Below are 23555 nucleotides of genomic sequence, written 5' to 3'. Positions count from 1 at the left end.
CGCCTTCGACACCGTTCGCACCCCTCAGATCCAGCGACCCCGCTCCATGGCGGGCCACACCGAGAAGCCTAACTTACGGATGCGTAGGTTACTTGATGGTAATGCTGTGTCGCGCGGCACAGTGCGCTCCCGGGGGAGGGGTGGGGTAGGGGATTGGTCGTGTTCCGGTTCCGGCCCGTTCGAGCCCGGTCGGCGCCGTGGGCCGGGTGTGGTCGAGCGGCCGTGACCAGCGAAGTCACGGTCGGAGTCGCCTCGGTGTACTCGTTCTCGCGGGTGGGGGACGTGTTCTGGTCCTGGACCATTGGTATAGACCTCTTTAACCTCCATGAACAGGCACTATGTCGAAACAGGGTGGTTCATGGAGGGGCGCTTGTGCGGACTGTGGATAGGGTCGCGCCCAACAGGGGCCGACCCCACGCCGAACGGCCGCGAGAGAACGAGGGAGCACCCCCGTGACCAAGTACGTCTACAAGTTCACCGAGGGCAACAAGGACCTGAAGGACCTGCTCGGCGGCAAGGGGGCCAACCTCGCCGAGATGACCAACATCGGTCTCCCGGTTCCCCCCGGTTTCACCATCACCACGCAGGCGTGCCGTCACTACCTGGAGAACGGTGCCCTTCCCGACGGGCTCGACGCCGAGATCGAGGCCGACCTCAAGGACCTGGAGAAGGCCATGGGGCGCCGCCTCGGCCAACCCGACGACCCCCTCCTGGTGAGCGTGCGGTCCGGAGCCCGCTTCTCCATGCCCGGCATGATGGAGACCGTCCTCAACATCGGCCTCAACGACGAGTCCGTGGTCGGCCTGGCCGCGCAGGGCGGCGACGAGCGCTTCGCCTGGGACTCCTACCGGCGCCTCATCCAGATGTTCGGCCGGACCGTCCAGGACATCGACGGCGACCTGTTCGAGGAGGCCATCGACGAGCTCAAGGCCGCCAAGGGAATCACCGACGACCTCGACCTGGACGCCGCCGACTTCCGCCAGCTGGTGGAACGGTTCAAGGAGATCGTCACCGAGCAGACCGGACGCCCCTTCCCGGCCGACCCCCGCGAACAGATGAACCTCGCGGTCAGGGCCGTCTTCGACTCCTGGAACGCCCCCCGCGCCGTGCTGTACCGCCGCCAGGAGCGCATCCCCGCCGACCTCGGCACCGCCGTCAACATCTGCTCCATGGTCTTCGGCAACCTCGGCATGGACTCCGGCACCGGCGTGGCCTTCACCCGCGACCCCGCCACCGGGCAGACCGGCGTCTACGGCGACTACCTCCAGAACGCCCAGGGCGAGGACGTGGTGGCGGGCATCCGCAACACCGTCCCCCTCACCGAGCTGGAGCGGATCGACCCCCGCAGCCACGAGGAACTCCTGGGGATCATGGACACCCTGGAGAACCACTACCGCGACCTGTGCGACATCGAGTTCACCATCGAGCGCGGCAGGCTGTGGATGCTCCAGACCCGCGTGGGCAAGCGCACAGCGGCGGCCGCCTTCCGCATCGCGGACCAGCTCGTGGACCAGGGCATGATCGGCCTGGACGAGGCGGTCCAGCGCGTCACCGGCGACCAGCTCGCCCAGCTGATGTTCCCCCGCTTCGACGACGAGGCCACGGCAGGGGAGGACGTCCACCACCTCGGGCGCGGCATGAACGCCTCACCCGGGGCCGCCGTCGGCAAGGCCGTCTTCGACTCCTACACCGCCGTGAAGTGGTCGCGCAGCGGGGAGAGGGTCATCCTCTGCCGCCGCGAGACCAACCCCGACGACCTCGAGGGCATGATCGCGGCCGAGGGCATCCTCACCAGCCGGGGAGGCAAGACCTCGCACGCCGCCGTGGTCGCCCGGGGGATGGGCAAGACCTGCGTGTGCGGGGCCGAGGAACTCGACGTCGACACCAAGAACCGGCGCATGACAGCCCCGGGCGGCGAGGTGGTCGAGGAGGGCGACGTCATCTCCATCGACGGCACCAGCGGCCGGGTCTACCTCGGTGAGGTACCGGTTGTCGACTCCCCGGTGGTCCGCTACTTCGAGGGGGAGATCGACCCCGCCTCCGACCAGGCCGACGACCTCGTGCGCTCCGTGCACCGCCTCATGCACTACGTCGACGCGGCCCGCCGCCTGTACGTGCGCGCCAACGCCGACACCCCCGAGGACGCCGCCCGCGCCCGCCGCATGGGCGCCCAGGGCATCGGCCTGTGCCGCACCGAGCACATGTTCCTCGGTGACCGCCGCCAGCTGGTCGAGCGCCTCATCCTGGCCGACACCCCCGACGAACAGCAGGACTCGCTGGACGCCCTGCTGCCCCTCCAGCGGGAGGACTTCGGGGGGATCCTGGAGGCCATGGACGGGCTGCCCGTCACGGTCCGCCTCCTCGACCCGCCGCTGCACGAGTTCCTGCCCGACATCACGGAACTCTCGGTGCGCGTGGCGGTGGCCGAGGCCCGGGGCGAGAGCCACGAGAACGACCTGCGCGTCCTCCAGGCCGTACACAGGCTCCACGAGCAGAACCCGATGCTGGGGCTGCGCGGGGTACGCCTCGGGCTGGTCGTCCCGGGGCTGTTCACCATGCAGGTGCGGGCCGTCGCCCAGGCCGCCGTGGACCGGATCAGGGCGGGCGGCAGCCCCCGGCCGGAGATCATGATCCCGCTGGTGGGCACGGTGCAGGAACTTGAGATCATCCGGGACGACGCGCTGCGGGTCCTGCGTGAGGTGGGGGAGGAGAACGGCATGGAGCTGGACTTCCCGGTCGGCACCATGATCGAACTGCCCCGCGCCGCGCTCACCGCGGGGCAGATCGCCGAGCACGCCGAGTTCTTCTCCTTCGGCACCAACGACCTCACCCAGACCGTGTGGGGCTTCTCCCGTGACGACGTGGAGGCCTCCTTCTTCTCCGCCTACCTGGAGAAGGGCGTCTTCGGGGTGTCGCCGTTCGAGTCCCTGGACGTGGACGGGGTGGGCCGCCTGGTCCGCATCGCAGCCGAGGAGGGACGCGCCGCGCGGCCCGGCATCAAGCTCGGTGTGTGCGGTGAGCACGGCGGCGACCCGGCCTCGGTGCACTTCTTCCACCAGGTGGGGCTGGACTACGTCTCGTGCTCCCCGTTCCGGGTGCCGGTGGCCCGTCTGGAGGCCGGGCGGGCCGCCGGGCGCGCCGTGTAGCGGCCCACCGAACGCCCGTGGCGGCGCCCGTGTGCCAAGGGCGCCGCCACGGGCGTTCCACGGGGTCGGGGACACTAGAATCGGGCGTCACGGCCGAGGTCGACGGAAAAGTCAACCGTGACCTTTTCGTGATATATTTTCGACGTCGGTACGCTCCCGAGCACGACGCCCCGATCCCCCTCCACTCAGTCGGGGCTCCGGGTATCCACCGGCCACCCGTTCCACGTCGGCTCCCCCTTCCCGGTGTCCCCGCTCACATGGGGAGACCACGAACCCGCGGTGGGTGCCGGGCGTCCCAGTGGGGGTACCGCGTCATGATCCAAACCAAGCGGAGGTGGGCCGGTGCGAACGGCGAGTGACGGTCGCGGCGACGAGCCGTGGGACGACCCGGCCACGGCCCCCGCTGACCACGAGGCCACACAGGTCTTCTCCCGGGACGGACTGGCCGGTGCCGTCCCGGCCGCCGAGAGCACCCGGCGGTTCACCCGACCCGAACCCGCACCCACCGGCCCGGACGAGAGCACCCAGGAGTTCGGCCGCGCCGACCCGGCCGACACCGGTGACCAGGGCGCCGCCTTCACACGCAGGTTCGTCCGCGACCGGCCCCCGGCGCGCCGTGGTCGGGACCTCCCCGTGTACCCGGACACCGCCGACGGCCACGGCCACGACGTCCCGGGGGACGGGTACGAGGACCCCCTCGACCCGCCCTTCGAGGAACCGTACGAGGAGCCGCCCGCGCGTGAGCGCGGCGGCCGACGCACCCCGCCGCCCCGGGGCCCCCGCACCCACACACCCAGGCGTCGCAGGCGCCGCCGTTTCCGCGTGCGCTGGATCCTCGCCCTCATCCTGGTCGCCGCGCTGGCGATCCCGCCCGGCACCTGGGGGTGGGTCTGGTACACCGCGCGCCAGGACGACCGCACGCCCTCCGACGCGATTGTGGTCCTGGGCGCCAGCCAGTACAACGGCGTGCCCTCGCCCGTCTTCGAGGCCCGACTGCGCCAGGCCCAGGTCCTGTTCCTGGACGGAGTGGCACCCCACATCGTCACGGTCGGCGGAAAACAGCCCGACGACGCCTTCACCGAGGCGGCGGCGGGCCGGAACTGGCTCATCGAGGTGGGCGTCCCGGCCGACCGGGTCACCGCGGTCGAGGAGGGCAGCGACACCCTCCAGAGCTTCCAGGCCATGGAGGGGGTCTTCGAGTCCAACGGCTGGGAGACCGCCATCCTGGTCTCCGACCCCTGGCACAGCCTGCGCACCAAGGTGATGGCCGCGGACCACGGCATCGAGGCGGGCACCTCGCCCGCGCGCTCCGGACCCGCCGTCATCGAGCGCCGTACCCAGCTCTGGTACATCACGAGGGAAACCGCCTCCCTCTGGTACTACTGGATCTTCAACGACAGCAGCGACATCCGTGTCAACGCGGCCTGACCAGGGCCAATGACATGATTCGTCGTTGCCGGGAAGTAGGCTCGGGGCCATGACGACCATCCCCGGAGAGACCGTGACCCCGGAGAGCGGCACCCACGGGTACACCGCACGCGACACCGAGCGCTATTCCCAGGAGTCACGTAAGAGCAGGCGACGCGGCCCCTTCGAGAGGGACCGCGCCCGTGTCCTGCACAGCTCCGCGCTGCGTCGGCTCTCCGCCAAGACCCAGGTCGTCCAGCCCGGGGTGAGCGACTTCCCGCGCACCCGGCTGACCCACTCCCTGGAGTGCGCCCAGATCGGCCGGGAACTCGGCCAGGCTCTGGGCTGCGACCCCGACCTCGTCGAGGCCGCCTGTCTCTCCCACGACCTCGGCCACCCTCCCTTCGGCCACAACGGGGAACGCGCCCTGGACGAGGCCGCCGCCGCGTGCGGCGGTTTCGAGGGCAACGCCCAGAGCCTGCGCCTGCTCATCCGCCTGGAGGGCAAGGTCATCGACCCCGACGGCCGCAGCGCCGGGCTCAACCTCACCCGCGCCACCCTGGACGCCACCGTCAAGTACCCCTGGAGACGCGGCGAGGGCGGCGACACCCACAAGTTCAACTGCTATCCCGACGACTCCGAGGCCTTCGCCTGGCTGCGCGAGGGAGCCCCCGTCGGACGCACCTGCTTCGAGGCGCAGGTCATGGACTGGGCCGACGACGTCGCCTACTCCGTGCACGACGTCGAGGACGCCCTGCACGCCGGGCTGGTCAGCATGGCCGCCCTGCGCGACCCCGTCCAGCGCGCCGAGGTCTGCCGGATCGCCGCCGCCTTCTACTGCGACGCCGAACCGGCCGAACTCGACGAGGTGCTCGGTGACCTGCTCGCCGAACCCGTCTGGCCCACCGAGTTCACCGGGGACCTCGCCTCCCTCGCCGCCCTCAAGAACCTCACCAGCGAACTCATCGGCCGGTTCTGCCGCGCCGCCGAGGGCGCCACCCGCCGCGCCCACGGCCCCGGTCGGCTCACGCGCTACCGTGCCGACCTCGTCCTGCCGCGCCGCGCCCTCCTGGAGTGCGCCCTGCTCAAGGCGGTGGCGGCGCACTTCGTCATGTCCCGCGAGGAGGCCCGGGCCTACCAGGCCGAGGAGCGCCGCACCATCACCGAACTGGTCGCCGCCCTGTGGGGGTCGCCCGGATCCCTGGACCCCCAGTTCCGCGCCGTTTACGAGAGCGCCGCCGACGACACGGCGGCCCTGCGCGTGGTCGTGGACCAGGTCGCCTCCCTCACGGACACCTCCGCCACCGCCCTGCACGCGCGCCTCGTCCGCTGACACGCCCCTCACCAGGGGCGGACGAATTCATCGCGTTCACCGGTCTTGACGCGCCCCACGGGAGCGCACACACTGCTCAGTGCGCCCGGCGCCCGCGTGGCGGGCGCCCAGGAGCGCACCGGTACGAGCGAGGGACCAGGGCATGCCCCCACGGCCTGGACGCGGCCCCGTCATGAACGACGTCGCCAGGCTGGCCGGTGTCTCGCACCAGACCGTCTCCCGCGTCCTCAACGCCCACCCCGGAGTGCTCCCCGAGACCGAGGCCCGCGTACGCGCGGCCATCTCCGAACTCGGCTACCGCCGCAACTCCTCCGCGCGCGCCCTGGTCACCCGCCGCTCCGCGCTGGTCGGCGTCCTCACCACCGTCCCCGACCACCCGGACACCGTCCGCGCGGTGGTCGGGATCGAACGCGCTCTGGGCGCCACCGGCCGCACCCTGCTGTACGCCGGAGCCGCGCCCGAGGACCTGTCGGCCGTGGCCGAACGCCTGCTGGAACACGCTCCCGAGGGCTGTGTGGCCCTCGTCCCCGGCCAGGAGGGGGAGCTGGCCGCCCTCCACCACCCGCCCCCGACCGTCGTGATCGACCCCGGTGGCACCCCGCACCACCCCCTGGCGGCGGTGGGGACCGACCACCTCGGCGGCGCCCGCGCCCTCACCCGCCATCTGCTCGGGCTCGGACACCGCACCGTGCACCACGTCGCGGACGGCTCACCGGGGCACGCGGCACGGACCAGGGGATGGCGCGCCGCCCTGGCGGAGGCCGGGGCACCGGTCCCCGTGCCCGAGCTCTCCGCCCGGACCGGCCCCGACGCCGGTCACGCCGCCGGACTCGCACTCGCGACCCGGCGCGCGGAGGGGGAGGAGGTCACCGCGGTGCTCGCCGCCGACGACCTCGTCGCCCTCGGCGTTCTGCGCGCCCTCGCGGAGTCCGGCCTGCGCGTTCCCGGGCAGGTCAGCGTCGCCGGGTTCGGTGACCGCCCGGAGGCGGCCCACCTCGTCCCCGCGTTGACCACCGCCACCGGCGACCCCGCCGAGGTGGGCGAGGCCGCCGTGGGTCTGCTCCTGGACCTGCTCGACGGTCGCGGAACCGCCGCGCCACTGCGGGTCCCGGCCCGCCTGCGCGTGCGCCACAGCACCGGACCGCCACCCCTGCGCCGACGCTGAAGCCCGGCGCCGGGCCCCGCGATGATCACCGTCACTCCGAACGGCCGGACCACCCGCGAACGGGTGACTTGGGAGACCCGCCCTGTGGACGGTGGTCGGAACGTCCCGGGGGAGAACTACCCTGAAAACCGTGGCAGGCCGGATCAAAGACGAAGACATCGCCCTCGTACGCGAGCGCACACCCATCGCTGACGTGATCGGTGAGTACCTCCAGCTGCGCAATGCCGGAGGTGGCTCGCTCAAGGGGCTCTGCCCCTTCCACGACGAGAAGTCCCCCTCCTTCAACGTCACCCCCGCCAAGAACCTCTTCTACTGTCTGGCGGGGGAGACCCGGGTGCTGACCCGGGACGGGGTCAGGCCCATCCGGGAGCTGGCCGGGGGCAGACACACGATCCTCACCAGGAGTGCCACCTGGGTGGAGGCTCCCTTCTACTCCTTCGGTGAGCAGCGGCTGATGCGGCTCACCCTCAGCAGGAACGGCCAGCACAAGGAGATCCACGCCACCCCCGAGCACCGGTGGTTCGTGCAGTCCGGCAAGGACCGGTCGGAGGTGCGTGAGGTCACCACCGAGGAACTGCGCCCCGAGCACCGGCTCGCCCACGTCTTCCCGCCGAACAAGGTCACCCGGACCACGCCCTCGCCGTTCGGTATCGCGCACGGGATCACCTTCGGTGACGGCACCCGCCACGGGCGCGGCAGCATGGCCCAACTGGACGTGGAGAAGGACCCCGCGCTGCTCAAGTGGTTCCCCAACAGTGAGACGTCGCAGAGCGGTCGCCAGATCCTTGTCCACCACCTGCCCGGGCACTTCAAGGACCTGCCGTCATTGGAGGAGTCCCACAGCTACCTCTACGGGTGGCTCGCCGGGTACCTTGCCGCCGACGGTCACGTCGCCAAGGACGGAACGGTCCTGCTCAACTGCGCGGACCGCTCCGTGCTGGAGCACGTCCGCGCGGTCGCGACCAGGCTCGGGATCGGCACCTACGGCATCACCGAGCAGGTACGCGAGGGATTTCCCGGCCGGGAGCCCTCCTCGATCTTCCGGGTGCACCTCGTCAACGAGGACCTGACCGAGGAGTTCCTCCTTCACGAGGAGCACCGTCTGCGCTTCACGAGTGCGGAGAAGAAGTTCGCCCGCAGGGGCTGGACCGTGCGCTCGGTGGAGGACACCGACCGGTTCGAGGAGGTCTTCTGCGCTGTTGTGGACAACGGTCACGCCTTCGTCCTGGAAGACAACATCCTCACCGGAAACTGCTTCGGTTGCGGGGAGGGCGGGGACGTCATCTCCTTCGTGCAGCGGATCGACAGCCTCAGCTTCGCGGAGGCGGTCGAGTCCCTGGCGCGACAGACCGGGATCGTCCTGCGGTACGAGGAGGGCGGGCGCAGCACCCCGCGCAGGGACGAGGGCAAGCGGCAGCGCATGCTGGACGCGCACCGGGCGGCGGCCCAGTTCTACTCCGAACAGCTCCTGTCACCCGGGGCGGTCGCCGCGCGGCGGTTCCTGGGGGAGCGCGGGTTCAACCGGGTGCACGCCGAGCAGTTCGGGCTGGGGTTCGCTCCCGGAGGCTGGCAGAACCTCACCGACCATTTGCGGCAGAAGGGGTTCACCGACGCCGAGATCATCGAGGGCGGCCTGGCCAGCCAGGGGCGGCGCGGGGCCTACGACCGGTTCCGCAACCGCCTGCTCTGGCCGGTACGGGAGGTGACCGGCGAGGTCGTCGGGTTCGGGGCGCGCAAGCTCGACCCCGAGGAGGACGGCCCCAAGTACCTCAACTCCCCGGAGAGCCCCATCTTCCACAAGGGGCGTCTCCTCTACGGCCTGGACCTCGCCAAGCGGGAGATCTCCCGGCAGGGCAAGGCGGTCATCGTCGAGGGCTACACCGACGTCATGGCCTGCCACGAGGCCGGTGTGACGACGGCGGTCGCCACCTGCGGCACCTCCTTCGGTGAGGACCACCTCAAGATCCTGCGCCGGATGCTGCACGGGCGGCCCAACCACGAGACCCGGGTCGTGTTCACCTTCGACGGCGACAAGGCCGGGCAGAAGGCGGCCGTGCGGGCCTTCGCGGAGGAGCACGGGTTCTCCTCCGAGACCTTCGTGGCCGTCCAGCCCGACGGGCTCGACCCCTGCGACCTGCGTCTCCAGAACGGACCCCAGGCGGTGGTCGACCTCGTGGAGGACGCCACCCCGCTGTACGAGTTCATGGTCCGCAAGACCTTCGAGAACTACGACCTGTCCACGGTGGAGGGCCGGATCGCCGCCCTGGACGCCGCCGCGCCGGTGGTGGCCAGCATCCGCAACGCGGGCACCCGGGAGGCCTACGCCAAGAACCTGGACCGCTGGCTCGGGTTCCTGGACGAGGCCTTCGTGGTGCGCCGCGTCCGCCAGCACATGCGCCAGGGCGGGGCCCGGCCCGCGCCCCGGGCGCCGGTGCCCACCCCCGACGCCCAGAGCGCCCCCTACGACCTGCGCGACCCGTCGGTGCAGCGGGAGCGGGAGGCCCTCAAGATCGCAGTCAAGCTCCCCAACCTGGCCCGGGGCTTCGACACCCTCACGGACGAGGACTTCACCGTTCCCCAGCACCGCGCGGTGCTCCAGCTCATCCGGCAGCAGGGCGGCATCGCCGCGGTGGGCGATCCCGAGACGTGGGCGCTGACTCTGCGGGACGCCGCTCCCAATGACGCACAACGCGATTTCGTCACGCGCCTGGGTGTAGAGGAGATCAAGTTCTATGGAGAACTCGACGAGCATTTCGCCCAGCAAATCCTGAGCACAATCAGGACTCATTCCATCAACCGGAGGGAGTCAAACCTCAAATCCGAGCTGCACCGGATTGACCAGGTCGCCCAGCCGGAGGAATACAACCGGGTCTTCGTCGAACTCATGCAGCTCGGCCAGCAGAAACGCGCTCTCCAGTAGTCGGTTCACAGCGGTATGTAGCACCGGGGTGACAATAGTAGTTCTCCTATTGCGGTAGGTGTCCGGGCACAATGAAGTGGTGCCTCCCACAGTTGTGACCAACGAAATTCCGCCCGTCCGCCAGGTCGTTCCGCTCCTCCCCGACTCCGGCCGGGGAACGGTGAGTCGTGGGGAGGTCGCGTCGGCGTTGGAACGCCTCGACGCGCCGCCCGACTCCCTGGACCAGACCATCAGCGAGCTCGCGCACGCCGGGGTCGACGTGGCCGAGCCGCCCGAGGAGGCGGTCCTGGTCACCGACCCGGGTCGCCGCTCCGGTTCGGACCTGGTCCGCATGTACCTGCGCGAGATCGGCCGGGTCCCGCTCCTGACCGCGCAGGAGGAGGTGGACCTGGCCAAGGCCGTCGAGGCGGGCCTGTACGCGCAGCGCCACGAGCCGGCGCCGGGACACTGCGCGACCGACGAGCTCGCCGTCCTGGTGGAGGAGGGCCGACGGGCCAAGCGGCGGCTGATCGAGTCCAACCTGCGCCTGGTCGTCTCCATCGCCAAGCGCTACATGGGGCGCGGGCTCCTGTTCCTGGACCTCATCCAGGAGGGCAACCTCGGCCTCATCCGGGCGGTGGAGAAGTTCGACTACGCCAAGGGCTTCAAGTTCTCCACCTACGCCACCTGGTGGATCCGCCAGGCCATCACCCGGGCCATCGCGGACCAGGCCCGCACCATCCGTATCCCGGTGCACATGGTCGAGACCATCAACAAACTCGTCCGGGTCCAGCACCAGCTGCACCAACAGCTGGGGCGCGAGCCCAGCGTCGCCGAGATCTCCGCCGCCGCCGGGTTCGTCGGAGAGCGCGTCCTGGAGATCCAGCGGATCGCCCGCGAACCCGTCTCCCTCCAGGCGCCCATCGGTGAGGAGGAGTCCGACTTCGGTGACTTCATCGAGGACTCCGACGCGGTCACGCCGGTCGAGGCGGCCGCGTTCACCCTGCTCCAGGAACAACTGCGGGTCCTGCTGGGCGACCTCTCCGATCGCGAGAGGCGGATCATCCGGCTGCGCTTCGGTCTGGCCGACGGCCAGCCGCGCACCCTGGAGGAGGTCGGCCGCGAGTTCGGGGTCACCCGGGAGCGCATCCGCCAGATCGAGGCCAAGACCCTCGCCAAGCTCCGCCACCCCTCGCGCGCGGGCACCCTGAAGGACTTCCTGCACAGCGGCTGAGCCACCTTCAACGTCCGGGACCCACCGTGGGTTCCCCCGGACCGTGGAACGGCCTCATCTGGCCGACATGGGACGAACACCCCGCCCGCGCCCCTCCGTGCCCCTACGGTCGAGGTGTGAACGCCTCGCCGCCCCCGTCCGAGTCCCGGTCGCCCCTCGGACGGCGTCCGCTGCTGGTGCTGGGCGCGGCCGCCACCGCCGTCGTCCTGCTCGCGGGGGCCGCCGTCGTCCTCAGGAACCAACGCGAACCCGAGCGGATCGGGTACTTCGCGGACTGGAACGTGGCCAACCGGGGCTACACGGTCAACGAACTCCGCAGGAGCGGGGCCCCGGCCGACCTCACCCGGATCATGTGGGCCTTCGGCAGCATCGACGACGACGGCCTGTGCCACATCCCCGAGGGCCGCCACGACCAGCCCTGGGAGCTCTACCAACGGCGCTACGCGGCCGACGAGAGCGTGAACGGGCGGGCCGACGAGTACGAGCAGGAGCTCGCGGGCGGCCTCAACCAGCTGCGCCAGCTCCGGGGGGAGCACCAGGACCTGGGCGCCAGCCTGTCCCTGGGCGGCTGGAACTGGTCGGTGAACTTCTCCACCGCCGCGCGCACCGAGGAGTCCCGGGAGGCCTTCGTCACCTCCTGCCTCGACCTGTGGCTGCGCGGGAACCTTCCGGTGCGCGGTGACGAGCCCCAGGGCGGCGAGGGCGTCGGCGCGGGTGTCTTCGACGGCATCGACCTGGACTGGGAGTGGCCGGGCGGGCAGGGCAACGCCGACAACGTGGTGCACGCCGACGACCCCGCCAACTTCACGCTGCTGGCCGCCGAGTTCCGTCGCCAGATGGACGCCCTCTCCCGGGAGACCGGGGAGGACTACGTGCTGTCCGCCTCCCTGCCCGGAGGGCCGGAGCACGCCGAGGTCTACGAACCCGAGCTGTTCGACCACGTCGACTTCGCCACGGTGCAGGGGTACGACTTCTCCGGTCCCTGGAGCGCGTACACCGCCCACCACTCCAACCTGTACACCCCCGACCACGACGAACAGGCCAACAGCGTGGACCAGGCGGTCCGGCGCTACCTGGACCTGGGCGCCGACCCCGGGCAGATCGTGATGGGCGTCCCGGCCTTCGGCCGCGGTTGGCAGGGGGTCCCGGCGCAGGACGACGGCCGCGGCCAGTTGGCCGAACGGGCGGCCGACGACGACTACGACGGCCCCACCCGCCCCTTCGACCAGCTGGAGGAGATGGACGGGCGCCGCTTCCTGGACGAGGAGTCCGGCGCCTACTGGGTCTACGACGGCGACGAGTGGTGGACCTACGACAACCCCGAGGTGATCGGGCTCAAGGGCGACTACGTCCGCGAGCACGGCCTCGCCGGGATGATGGTGTGGAACCTCGACATGGATCCCGACGGCACGCTGGTCCGCGCCATGCGCGAGTCCCTGGACTGAGCGCACCGCGCCGCGCGCCGAGGTTGCCACCCCACACCGCCCGCGCCACGCTGAGGGCATGGCCGATCCGCACAGCACCACCCCACACCCGGACCTTCCCGCACTCCGCCGCGACCTGGAGGAGGGAGTCCGGGGCACCGTCGCCCTGGACGCGGGCACGCTCGCCCTCTACACCTCCGACGCCTCGAACTACCGGCGCGTCCCACTCGCCGTGGTCATCCCCGAGACCGTCGACGACTGCGTGGCCGCCGTCCGCGCGTGCGCCGCGCACCGGGTGCCGATCATCCCGCGCGGCGGCGGCACCTCCATCGCCGGGAACGCCATCGGCACCGGCGTGGTCATCGACACCTCACGCCACCTGCGCGGCATCCTCGACATCGACCCGGAGGCACGCACCGCCACGGTCCAGCCCGGGGTCATCCTCGACGACCTGCGCGCCGCCACCGCCGAACACGGGCTCACCTTCGCGCCGGACCCCTCCACCCACAGCCGCTGCACCATCGGCGGCATGATCGGCAACAACGCCTGCGGCTCCCACTCGGTGGCCTGGGGCACGACCGCCGACAACGTGGTCTCCCTCGACCTGCTGCTCTCCGACGGCACCCGGATCACCGTCGGCTCCGAGCACACCGAAGCGGAGTTCGAGGAACTGGCCGCCCGCCCCGGACGCGAGGGGGAGATCCACGCGGCGCTGGCCCGCCTCGTCGAGGCGCACCGCGCGGAGATGCGCACCGCCATGCCCGAGTTCCGGCGCCGCGTCTCCGGCTACGCCATCGACCGCCTGCTGCCGGAGAAGGGCCGCGACGTCGCCGCCTCCCTGGTGGGCACCGAGGGCACCTGCGCCCTGGTCGTGGGCGCCACCGTGCGCCTGGTCGAGTCGCCCCCGGCCCGCGCCCTGGCGGTCCTGGGCTACGACGACGCCCCCTCGGCCGCCGACGCCGTGCCCGGGCTGCTGGAGCACTCGCCCCTCACGGTCGAGGGCATCAACGACCGCATCGTGGCGGCCCTGGACCGCCACGGGTCGAAGTCACGGGTGCCGCTGCCGCTCGGCCACGCCTGGCTGCTGGTGGAGATCGCGGGCGCGACACCGGACGAGGCGGCCGCCGCCGCGCGGACGATGATCGACTCCCTGGGCGAGGGCACCCGCCCGCGCGACTCCGCCGTGGTCACCGACACCGCCCACCAGAAGGCGCTCTGGCGCATCCGCGAGGAGGGCGCCGGACTCACCTCGCGCACCCCCACCGGGGCCGAGGCGTGGTCGGGCTGGGAGGACGCCGCGGTCCCGCCGGAGAACCTCGGTGACTACCTGCGCGACTTCGAGGCACTGATGGCCCGCCACGACCGCTACGGGGTCGTCTACGGGCACTTCGGTGACGGCTGCCTGCACGTGCGCATCGACTTCGAGCTCACGCACGAGCGCGGACGCCGCGAGTACCGGGCCTTCATGGAGGAGGCCGCCGGGATCGTGGTGCGGCACGGGGGATCGCTCTCCGGCGAGCACGGTGACGGCCAGGCGCGCTCGGAGCTCCTCTCCCGCATGTACCCGAAGGGCCTCATCCGCGCCTTCGGTGAGTTCAAGCGGGCCTGGGACCCCGACAACCTGATGAACCCGGGCATCATCGTCGACCCGCTCCCACTGGACGCCGACATCCGGGTCGCCACCGACGTCCGCCCGGAACTTCCGCTGCTGTCCCAGACCACCCTGGCCTACGGGGAGGACGACGGGGACTTCGCCAAGGCGCTGCGCCGCTGCTCGGGGGTGGGCAAGTGCCGCCGCCAGAGCGGTCCGGGGGTGATGTGCCCCAGCTACCAGGTGACCCAGGAGGAGAAGCACTCCACGCGCGGCCGCGCCCACCTGCTGTTCGAGATGGCCAACGGCGAGGTGATCACGGACGGGTGGCGCTCGGAGGAGGTCCGGGAGTCCCTGGACCTGTGCCTGTCCTGCAAGGGGTGCCTGAGCGACTGCCCCGTCAACGTGGACATGGCCTCCTACAAGTCCGAGTTCCTGCACCAGCACTACAAGGGGCGGATCCGCCCGGCCGCGCACTACTCGATGGGCTGGCTGCCGGTCCTGGCCCGCCTGGCCTCCCTGGCCCCGATGGAGGCCAACCGGGCGGTCCGCCTGCCCGGGGTGTCCTCGCTGGCCAAGCGGATGGCCGGGGTGGCCGCCGAACGCGACCTCCCCGCCTTCGCCCCGACCACGTTCACCCGCGCCCACCGGCGCCGTCTCAACCGGGGCGAGGGCCGCGCGGGCGGTCCCAAGGTGGTGCTGTGGCCGGACACCTTCGGCAACCTGTTCAACCCGAACGTCCTGGTCTCGGCCGTCCGTGTGCTGGAGGACGCCGGGTTCTCCGTGGTGCTGCCCAAGGGGCAGGTCTGCTGCGGACTCACCTGGGTCTCCACCGGGCAGCTGGACGTGGCCCGGGCGGTGATGCGCCGCGCGGTGGCCGCCTTGGCGCCGCTGGTGTCCCAGGGGCTTCCCGTGGTCGGCCTGGAGCCGAGCTGCACCGCCGCGCTCAAGCACGACCTCGTGGAGCTGCTGCCGGGGGAGGAGAGCTCACGGGTCGCGGCCGCCGTGCACACCTTCGCCGGGTTCCTCAACGAGCACGCCCCGGAGTGGCGGCCGCCGCGCGTGGACGCCTCGGCTCTGGCGCAGGTGCACTGCCACCAGCACGCCGTGTCCGGGTTCGACGCGGACCGGGAGCTGATTGCCCGCGCCGGGATCGACGGCGAGGTGCTGGACTCGGGCTGCTGTGGTCTGGCGGGCGACTTCGGCTTCACCGAGGGGCACTACGAGGTGTCCTCGGCCATCGGTGAGCGCGAGCTCCTGCCCCGGGTGCGCGCGGCCGCGCCCGAGACCCTGGTGCTCGCGGACGGCTACAGCTGCCGCACCCAGATCGAGCAGGGGACCGGGCGCCGGGCCCTGCACCTGGCCGAGGCGCTCGCGCTGGGCCTGGACCGCGGGGACCGGGCCCAGCGCGACTGACGCGTACGGGTACGCGGTGGGCTCACACGCCCATCTGTTCGTGGAGGAGGGCCAGGGCCCGGGAGACGGCGTCGGTCAGGCGCGGGTCCTCGGGGTCCAGGTCCTCGCCCAGGTGCACCCGCCAGTCGATCTCACTGCCCAGGGGCGCGCGCCGGGCCACGAGCCGGAAACCGGTGGCGGACTCGGCGTTGGGGAAGGGGACGAAGCGGTTCACCAGGATGGTGGAGGTGACCCGTTCGGCGACGGTCTCGGCGATCCGCCGGTAGTCCACCGGGTCGCCGGTGAGTTCGGTGCGCAGCCGCACGGTGTGCTCGCCCACCCCCTCCTCGACGAACGTGAGCGTGTCCGGGCTCCACCGGGCCCGGTCGATGTCCTGCCAGGGCACGCTGCGCCCGTCGGGCAGGTACAGGGCCCGGGTGGTCGCCACCAGCACGGCGGCGGTCCCGGAGCCCTCGGCGGCGGGGGCGCTCCCCGCCGGGGCGGCGACCCGGGCCTGGGAGAGCACCCGCTCGCCGCGCTCCAGTCGGGAACGTATGTCCTCGGGGACGTTCTGGCCGAACAGTGCCATCCTCAGACGTCCCGGCCCTCGGCCCCGCCGCCGTTGGCACCGGTCCCGGGGCGGGTGCCGTTGGACGGGCTGGTCTCCCACTCGACGAGTTCGATCTCCTCTTCGGTGGGTCGCGCCAGGAAGTCGCGCACGGAGGTGATGGGCATCTTGTCGACGGCCCTGTCGTAGACGGCGCGGCCCGCCCTGCTGGTCTGCGCGCCGACGACCCCGGCCACCTCCTGGACCAGGGGGCTGTCGGCCACCTTGCGTGCGGTGCGGGCGAGCTGCTCGTAGCGGGCCCGGCCCGCCTTGGCGCCCAGCACGTATCCGATGGCGAGTCCGGCGACGAACGTGATCCGGTAGCGCATGGGTTCCTCTTTACGGCCTTGGTGACGGTCGGCGTGGTCCGTGCCCCGACGTTACCCGGTCGTGCCGCGGGCCACACGGGCCGACACCGGTCACGAGCACTCCCGAAGCGCGCTAGTCTGTTCATGTCGACGAGGCCGCAGGCCCCGGAGGCACGCGATCCCGCGTAGCTCAATCGGCAGAGCAGCCGGCTGTTAACCGGCAGGTTACTGGTTCGAGTCCAGTCGCGGGAGCGTTGGAGGAAGGCCCATCGGAGGAGTCCGGTGGGCCTTCGTCGTGTGCGTCCCTCCGGCGTCGCGGAAGCTGCGCCGAGGTCCGGGAAAACGTCACGAGCACCCTTGCGGACGCGCTAGGATTGGTGCTGTCGCCAAGGCCGCAGGGCCTGGGGGAGACGCGATCCCGCGTAGCTCAATCGGCAGAGCAGCCGGCTGTTAACCGGCAGGTTACTGGTTCGAGTCCAGTCGCGGGAGCGTTGGAGGAAGGCCCATCGGAGGAGTCCGGTGGGCCTTCGTCGTGTGGGTGGACGCGGGCGACCCCCGCCCGCTGCCGGGCCCGTGGGCTCCAACGCGGGGACGAGGGTGGACCGTACTCAGACGCGTCCCACGCCGCCGATGATCAGTTGCCGGTTGCGGTGCGGCATCTGGTAGCTCCCCGGGATGGGGGGAGCGACCGGCAGGGTCCGCCACTTCTGGGCCTGGAGCAGGCCCGGAGGCACCGACTCCCAGCCGTCGAAGAGCGAGGCGACGTCGGCTTCGTCGCGCCAGTACCCGTGCCCGAGCTGCTCGGTGAAGAGCTGCTGGAGCTGGTCGGCCCGGAGTGCGTCCTTGGGGTGGCGGACGGGGTCGGGGCGACAGTAGTGGCTGAGGACCATGTGGCTGCCGGGAGCCAGGGCATCGCGGAGCTCCGCGACGCCGCGAGCGGCCGCGTCGAGGTCGCCGAGGTGCGAGACCACCCCGGTGAGCAGGAGGCCGACCGGCCGGTCCAGGTCGAGGAGGCTCGTCTCCGGGTCGCGGAGGAGGCTCGGGACGTCCTCCAGCCCGCCGCGCACGGCGGTGGTGGTGCGGCCGTCGCGGATCAGGGCCAGGTGGTGGGCGAGCACCACGGGGTCGTGGCTGGCGTAGACGACCCGGGCGTCGGGGACGCTCTCGTGCGCGATCTCGTGCGGATCCCCCGGAGCGGGCATGCCCGCACCCACCTGGAGGAACTGACGGATGCCCAGATCGGCGGAGAGGTGACGCACCGCCCGCTGGAGGAAGGCGCGTTCCCCCAGGACGAGGTCGACGAACCCGGCCGCGGTGTTCTCGGCCTTCGCCGCCAGGTCCCGGTCCACCTGGAAGTGGTCCTTGCCCTTGAGGTGGAAGGAGTGGAGCCGGTGGATGTTGGCCCTGGCCAGGTTGACGGGCGGCGGGGGCTTGGCCCGGACGTGATTGTCCCCCGCCTGCCTCAGGAAGTCGGGGGAGGTGAAACGAGACATCGCCGTCCTCTTGTCTGAGGTGGGGAAGTGCGGTCGACTCCCAAGATTGGGATGACCCCTCGCGGGGTCGCGTCAAAGGATTCTATTCCGCGTTGGCGCGGTTGTTAACAGAGTCCACGATACAGGTGGTAAAAATCGTCGCCCGGGCTCGTCCTTGGAGGTGTGGACGTCACACGTTAAGACGGGCTTGCGTGAACTTGCGCTTATACACCTAATGTCCATTTTGCGAGGAATGGGGGTGGGGTCGTGTCTCCTTCGCCCCGGACACCCGCAGCGGAGGGAGCCACATCCCCCTTCCCTCAGGCCTCACCGGGACCTCCGCCGCCGACGTTCCGGCCCCCACGCGTCCGGCCGCTCCGCGTGGGTGGTGCCCGAAGGGCCCGGGTCGTCGGTCCCGAACGGTTCGGGCGTGAAATCGGGCGGTGCCACTATTGGAAAGGCGGTGGACAATTTCCCTAACGCCCCCGCCTGCCTGCGAGAATCCACTGAAGCGCCGTTAGGTCATTCGTCGTCCCCAGTCGAGGGAAGCGTCGGGAAAGGGGGTGCTCGGGGAAGGGGGCGCGCATCCTCGGAGCCCGGCTCCCCGACCCCCGTTAACCTGGTGCCATGGACCGTCCCCACACCATCCTGAGCTGCGCGATGTCGATCGACGGACGCATCGACGACACCAGCCCCGAACGCCTCCGCCTGTCCAACGAGGCCGACTTCGCCGAGATCGACGAACTGCGCGCCGGGTGCGACGCCATCCTGGTCGGCGCGGGCACCCTGCGGGCCGACGACCCGCGCCTCCTCGTGCGCTCACCGGTCCTGAGGGAACGCCGACGCGCACAGGGGCGCACCGAGAACCTGCTCAAGGCCGTGGTCACCCGGAGCGGCGGCGTGGACCCCGGCGCACGCCTCTTCTCCACCGGGGACGCTGGCGCGGTCGTCTACACGGGCGGTGCCGGGGTGGCCACCGCCACCCGCCTCCTGGCCGGACGCCCCGACACCGATCCGCCCGCCGAGGTCGTGGACGCCGGTGAGCCGCCCACCGCCGAGGCGATCCTGGCCGACCTCGCGGCGCGCGGTGTCTCCCGCCTGCTGGTCGAGGGCGGCGGCCACATCCACACCCTCTTCCTCACGTCGGGGCTGGTCGACGAGCTCCGGCTCGCGGTCGCCCCGTTCCTGGTGGGGGAGGAGGACGCCCCGCGCTTCGTCATGCCGGGCGCCTACCCCTACACCCCCGGGTCGCCCATGCGCCTCGTGGAGGCCCGCGCCCTCGGAGAGATCGCGGTGCTCCGGTACGTCCTCGGCCCAGGGGAGCGGTGATGGAACGGAACGGGACCACGGGCGGACCGGCGCCGGAGGAGGGCGCGGCCGACGCGTTCTGGCTCGCGGAGACGGTGCGGCTGTCCCGCTCCTGCCCGCCCTCGACCACCGCCTACTCGGTGGGGGCCGTCGTGGTGGCCGAGGACGGTCTGGTCCTCGGTGCGGGGTACTCCCGCCGCGACGACCCGCACGACCACGCCGAGGAGGTCGCGCTGCGCGGGATCGACCCCGAGGACCCGCGCCTGGCCGGGGCGACCGTCTACTCGTCCCTGGAACCGTGCAGCTCCCGCGCCTCGCGGCCGCGCTCGTGCACGGAGCTCATCCTGGCCACACCCGTGCGACGGGTGGTCCTGGCCTGGCGCGAACCGGCGCTGTTCGTGGACTGCGACGGCGCCGAGCGGTTGGCCGCCGCGGGGGTCACCGTGGTCGAACGCCCCGACCTCGCGGAGGGCGTCCGCGAGGTCAACGCCCACCTGCTCGGCTGAGGGGGACCTCCGCACGGAGGTCCCCGCCCGTCTACAGCCGGTTCACGTCCGTCACGTGCACCACGGCTCGGCCCTCGGCGTTGGACGCGGCCAGGTCGACCTCGGCGCTGATGCCCCAGTCGTGGTCACCGGCCGGGTCCGCGAGGATCTGCCGCACCCGCCACATGTCGTCCTCCTCCTCGATGAGGAGCATCTTCGGGCCGCGCGCGTCCGGGCCCGTGCCGATCTGGTCGTGTTCGGCGTAGTACGCCTCCACGGCCTCGGCCCACTCCTCGCCGCTCCACTCGTCGTCCTCGGACAGCTTGCCGAGGTCGCCGTAGCGCCGACGGGAGGCCAGCTCCACGCGGCGGAACATCTCGTTGCGGACCAGGACCCGGAAGGCGCGGGCGTTGGAGGTGACCGGACGGACCCTCTCCTCGGCCTCGGCGGTCTCGCCCTCGGCCTCCTCCTCGGGGTTGGTGAGCTGCTCCCACTCGTCCAGCAGGCTGGAGTCCACCTGGCGCACCAGCTCGCCCAGCCACTCGATGAGGTCCCGCAGCTCCTCGGTCTTGGAGTCGTCCGGCACCGTCTGGTTGAGGGCCTTGTAGGCGCTGGCCAGGTACCGCAGCACGAGACCCTCGGAGCGGGCCAGCTCGTAGTAGCCGACGTACTCCACGAAGTTCATCGCCCGCTCGTACATGTCGCGGGCCACGGTCTTGGGCCGCAGCGGGTGGTCGCCCACCCACGGGTGGCCGCGCCGGTAGACCTCGTACGCGTGGTCGAGGAGCTCCTCCAGCGGCTTGGGGTAGTCGATCTCCTCCAGCCGCTCCATGCGCTCGTCGTACTCGATGCCGTCCATCTTCATCTGCTGGACGGCCTCGCCCCGGGCCTTGTTGAGCTGGGCGCCGAGGATCTGACGCGGGTCGTCCAGCGTGGACTCCACCACGGTGAGGGCGTCCAGCGGGTACGTCGGGGACTCGGTGTCCAGCAGCTCCAGCGCGGCCAGGGCGAACGTGGACAGCGGCTGGTTGAGGGCGAAGTCGGCCTGGAGGTCCACGGTGAGCCGGGCCGTGCGGCCCTGGCCGTCCGGTTCGGGCAGGGCCTCGACGATCCCGCCGTCCAGCAGCGACCGGTAGATGGCGATCGCCTCACGGATGTGCCGCCGCTGCGACTTGCGGTCGTCGTGGTTCTCGGTGAGCAGGTGCTTCATGGCGGCGAAGCAGTTGCCCGGCCGCGCGATGACGCTCAGCAGCATCGCGTTGCTCACCCGGAAGCGCGAGTTCAACGGCTCGGGGTCGGCGTCGATCAGCTTGCGGAAGGTGGCCTCGTCCCACGAGACGAACCCCTCGGGGGCCTTCTTGCGCACCACCTTGCGCCGCTTCTTGCTGTCGTCGCCCGCCTTGGCCAGCGCCTTCTCGTTCTCGATGACGTGCTCGGGGGCCTGGGCGACCACGTTGCCGACCGTGTCGAACCCCGCCCGCCCGGCGCGGCCGGCGATCTGGTGGAACTCTCGCGCGCGCAGCCTGCGCACGCGGACGCCGTCGTACTTGCTCAGGGCGGTGAACAGCACCGTGCGGATGGGCACGTTCACGCCCACCCCCAGGGTGTCGGTGCCGCAGATGACCTTGAGCAGCCCGGCCTGAGCCAGCCGCTCCACGAGGCGCCGGTACTTGGGCAGCATCCCCGCGTGGTGCACGCCGATGCCGTGCCGCACGTAGCGGGACAGGTTGCGGCCGAACTTGGTGGTGAAGCGGAAGTTGCCGATCTCGTCGGCGATCCGCGCCTTCTCCTCCTTGGTGCACATGTTGATGCTGGTCAACGACTGTGCGCGCTCGATCGCCTGCGCCTGGGTGAAGTGCACGATGTACACGGGCGCGTCCCCGTTGCCGAGGAGCTCCTCCAGGGTCTCGTGCAGGGGGGTGGTCCGGTAGTCGTAGTAGAGGGGGACGGGGCGCTCGGCTGAGGTGACCACGGCGGTCGACCGGCCCGTGCGCTTCTCCAGGTCCTCCTCGAACCGGCTGACGTCCCCGAGGGTGGCGGACATCAGCAGGAACTGCGCCTGGGGCATCTCCAGCAGGGGCACCTGCCAGGCCCAGCCCCGGTCGGGTTCGGCGTAGAAGTGGAACTCGTCCATCACGACGGTGTTGATGTCGGCGTCGCGGCCCTCGGCCAGGGCGATCTGGGCGAGGACCTCCGCCGTGCAGCACACGATGGGCGCGTCGGCGTTGACGCTGGCGTCACCGGTCATCATGCCGACGTTCTCGGTGCCGAAGATCTTGCACAGGTCGAAGAACTTCTCCGACACCAGCGCCTTGATGGGCGCGGTGTAGAACGCGCACTCGTTCCGTGCCAGGGCGGCGAAGAGCGCGCCCGTGGCGACCATGCTCTTGCCGGAGCCGGTGGGGGTGTTGAGGATGACGTTCGACCCGGAGACGACCTCGATGAGGGCCTCCTCCTGGTGCGGGTAGAGGGTGAGGCCCCGCTCCTCGGCCCACAAAGCGAACGCCTCGAAGAGGGAGTCGGGTTCTGGTTCGGCCGGAAGCACATCAATGAGACTCACGGTCTCTATACTGCCCGCTCCCCGACCCCCTTCGGGACACGGCGGGGTGTTCGTCCCCTCACCGGCGCCCGCAACACGGACGGGCACGTCCCCGAGGGGGAACGTGCCCGTCACCGTGGTACCGCTCCGAACCTAGACGAGGCCGAGCTGCTTGACGGTGTCGCGCTCCTCGACGAGCTCCTGCACCGAAGCGTCGATACGGCCGCGCGAGAACTCGTCGATCTCCAGGCCCTGGACGATCTCCCACTTGCCGTTCCTGGAGGTGACGGGGAACGAGGAGATGAGGCCCTCGGGGACGCCGTAGGAGCCGTCGGACGGGATGGCCGCCGAGGTCCAGTCGCCCTCGGGGGTGCCGTTCACCCAGTCGTACACGTGGTCGATGGCGGCGTTGGCGGCCGAGGCGGCCGAGGACGCGCCACGGGCCTCGATGATCGCGGCGCCGCGCTTGGCGACGGTCGGGATGAAGTCGTTCTCCAGCCAGGCCTGGTCACCGACGGCCTTGGCGGCGTTGGCGCCGTTGACCTCGGCGTTGAACAGGTCCGGGTACTGGGTGGCGGAGTGGTTGCCCCAGATCGTGAGCTTCTTGATGTCGTTGATCGACACGTCGAGCTTCTTGGCGAGCTGGGTCAGCGCGCGGTTGTGGTCCAGACGCGTCATCGCGGTGAAGCGCTCGGCCGGGACGTCCGGGGCGTGGCTCTGCGCGATGAGGGCGTTGGTGTTGGCCGGGTTGCCGACCACCAGGACGCGGATGTCGTCGGCGGCGCCGGCGTTGATGGCCTCGCCCTGGGGCTTGAAGATGCCGCCGTTGGCCTGGAGCAGGTCACCGCGCTCCATGCCCTTGCCACGCGGGCGGGCGCCGACCAGCAGGCCGACGTTGGCACCCTCGAACGCCTTGGTGGCGTCGTCGAAGATGTCGATGCCCTGGAGCAGCGGGAAGGCGCAGTCGTCGAGCTCCATCGCCGTGCCCTCGGCGGCCTTGACGGCCTGCGGGATCTCCAGCAGGCGCAGCTTCACCGGGGTGTCGGCGCCGAGCAGCTGGCCGGAGGCGATCCGGAACAGCAGTGCGTAGCCGATCTGACCGGCGGCGCCGGTGACGGTGACGTTGACGGGTGCGTTGGACATGCGTGAACTCTCCTGACGACGTTGTGCGACCCGCGATGTTACCAACGGGTTCGTGACGGCTCCGGTGCCGGGCCCAGGGGGTACGGCCAGGCGCGCGCC

The 23555-nt window shown here is 71.3% G+C and carries 15 protein-coding genes and 2 tRNA genes; 12 read left to right on the top strand and 5 right to left on the bottom strand.

What is annotated here, in order from left to right:
• Positions 1-452 precede the first annotated feature (452 nt).
• The 8 genes from ppdK (at position 453) to AC0VYL_RS19380 (ending at position 15615) form a co-directional block, all read left to right on the top strand.
• Positions 453-3146 carry a pyruvate, phosphate dikinase gene (gene ppdK, locus AC0VYL_RS19415; protein WP_475454761.1) on the top strand — a complete coding sequence of 898 codons (2694 nt, stop codon included), beginning with the start codon at positions 453-455 and terminating at the stop codon, positions 3144-3146.
• Positions 3147-3488: 342 nt separating this feature from the next.
• Positions 3489-4574 carry a YdcF family protein gene (locus AC0VYL_RS19410; protein ID WP_475481062.1) on the top strand — a complete coding sequence of 362 codons (1086 nt, stop codon included), beginning with the start codon at positions 3489-3491 and terminating at the stop codon, positions 4572-4574.
• Between the two features lie 49 nt (positions 4575-4623).
• A complete protein-coding gene (locus tag AC0VYL_RS19405; protein WP_475481061.1) occupies positions 4624-5886 on the top strand; it encodes a deoxyguanosinetriphosphate triphosphohydrolase in 1263 nt (420 codons plus the stop codon).
• A 172-nt stretch (positions 5887-6058) separates the two neighbouring features.
• Complete coding sequence (locus AC0VYL_RS19400) at positions 6059-7051, top strand: LacI family DNA-binding transcriptional regulator (RefSeq protein ID WP_475481060.1); 993 nt, start codon at positions 6059-6061, stop codon at positions 7049-7051.
• A 130-nt stretch (positions 7052-7181) separates the two neighbouring features.
• Positions 7182-9971 carry a DNA primase gene (gene dnaG / locus AC0VYL_RS19395; protein ID WP_475454753.1) on the top strand — a complete coding sequence of 930 codons (2790 nt, stop codon included), beginning with the start codon at positions 7182-7184 and terminating at the stop codon, positions 9969-9971.
• 79 nt (positions 9972-10050) lie between these two features.
• Positions 10051-11184, top strand: a complete 1134-nt coding sequence (gene rpoD / locus AC0VYL_RS19390; protein WP_475454751.1) for an RNA polymerase sigma factor RpoD — start codon at positions 10051-10053, stop codon at positions 11182-11184.
• Positions 11185-11300: 116 nt separating this feature from the next.
• On the top strand, positions 11301-12629 hold the full coding sequence (locus AC0VYL_RS19385; RefSeq protein ID WP_475481059.1) for a glycoside hydrolase family 18 protein: 1329 nt from the start codon (positions 11301-11303) through the stop codon (positions 12627-12629).
• Between the two features lie 58 nt (positions 12630-12687).
• Positions 12688-15615, top strand: a complete 2928-nt coding sequence (locus AC0VYL_RS19380; protein WP_475481058.1) for an FAD-binding and (Fe-S)-binding domain-containing protein — start codon at positions 12688-12690, stop codon at positions 15613-15615.
• Positions 15616-15637: 22 nt separating this feature from the next.
• Here AC0VYL_RS19380 and AC0VYL_RS19375 read toward each other — a convergent pair whose 3' ends face one another.
• Together AC0VYL_RS19375 and AC0VYL_RS19370 are read right to left on the bottom strand one after the other, a co-directional pair.
• Complete coding sequence (locus AC0VYL_RS19375) at positions 15638-16183, bottom strand: hypothetical protein (protein WP_475454745.1); 546 nt, start codon at positions 16181-16183, stop codon at positions 15638-15640.
• 2 nt (positions 16184-16185) lie between these two features.
• Entirely contained in the window at positions 16186-16530 is a 345-nt protein-coding gene (locus tag AC0VYL_RS19370; protein ID WP_475481057.1) for a hypothetical protein, read from the bottom strand.
• Between the two features lie 158 nt (positions 16531-16688).
• On the opposite strand from AC0VYL_RS19370, the gene AC0VYL_RS19365 reads away from it, so the two are divergent.
• Positions 16689-16761: transfer RNA gene (locus AC0VYL_RS19365), tRNA-Asn, on the top strand.
• A 164-nt stretch (positions 16762-16925) separates the two neighbouring features.
• Positions 16926-16998: transfer RNA gene (locus tag AC0VYL_RS19360), tRNA-Asn, on the top strand.
• Between the two features lie 119 nt (positions 16999-17117).
• On the opposite strand, the gene AC0VYL_RS19355 is transcribed toward AC0VYL_RS19360, so the two are convergent.
• Positions 17118-18002: an SAM-dependent methyltransferase gene (locus AC0VYL_RS19355; protein WP_475454742.1), complete on the bottom strand. Its 885-nt coding sequence runs from the start codon at positions 18000-18002 to the stop codon at positions 17118-17120.
• A gap of 606 nt (positions 18003-18608) precedes the next feature.
• On the opposite strand from AC0VYL_RS19355, the gene AC0VYL_RS19350 reads away from it, so the two are divergent.
• Both AC0VYL_RS19350 and AC0VYL_RS19345 read left to right on the top strand, forming a co-directional pair.
• Positions 18609-19310: a RibD family protein gene (locus tag AC0VYL_RS19350; RefSeq protein ID WP_475454741.1), complete on the top strand. Its 702-nt coding sequence runs from the start codon at positions 18609-18611 to the stop codon at positions 19308-19310.
• Entirely contained in the window at positions 19310-19795 is a 486-nt protein-coding gene (locus AC0VYL_RS19345) for a cytidine/deoxycytidylate deaminase family protein (protein ID WP_475454739.1), read from the top strand. The genes AC0VYL_RS19350 and AC0VYL_RS19345 overlap by 1 nt, the downstream gene beginning before the upstream one ends.
• Positions 19796-19826: 31 nt before the next feature.
• Here AC0VYL_RS19345 and AC0VYL_RS19340 read toward each other — a convergent pair whose 3' ends face one another.
• Together AC0VYL_RS19340 and AC0VYL_RS19335 are read right to left on the bottom strand one after the other, a co-directional pair.
• Positions 19827-22319 carry a DEAD/DEAH box helicase gene (locus AC0VYL_RS19340; RefSeq protein WP_475463150.1) on the bottom strand — a complete coding sequence of 831 codons (2493 nt, stop codon included), beginning with the start codon at positions 22317-22319 and terminating at the stop codon, positions 19827-19829.
• 147 nt (positions 22320-22466) lie between these two features.
• A complete protein-coding gene (locus AC0VYL_RS19335) occupies positions 22467-23456 on the bottom strand; it encodes a malate dehydrogenase (protein WP_475454737.1) in 990 nt (329 codons plus the stop codon).
• Positions 23457-23555: the final 99 nt, after the last annotated feature.

This window comes from Nocardiopsis sp. iso_238, assembly GCF_056173325.1.
The sequence above is the reverse complement of the archived record's forward strand: the minus strand, read 5'-3'. Positions and strand labels throughout refer to the sequence as shown.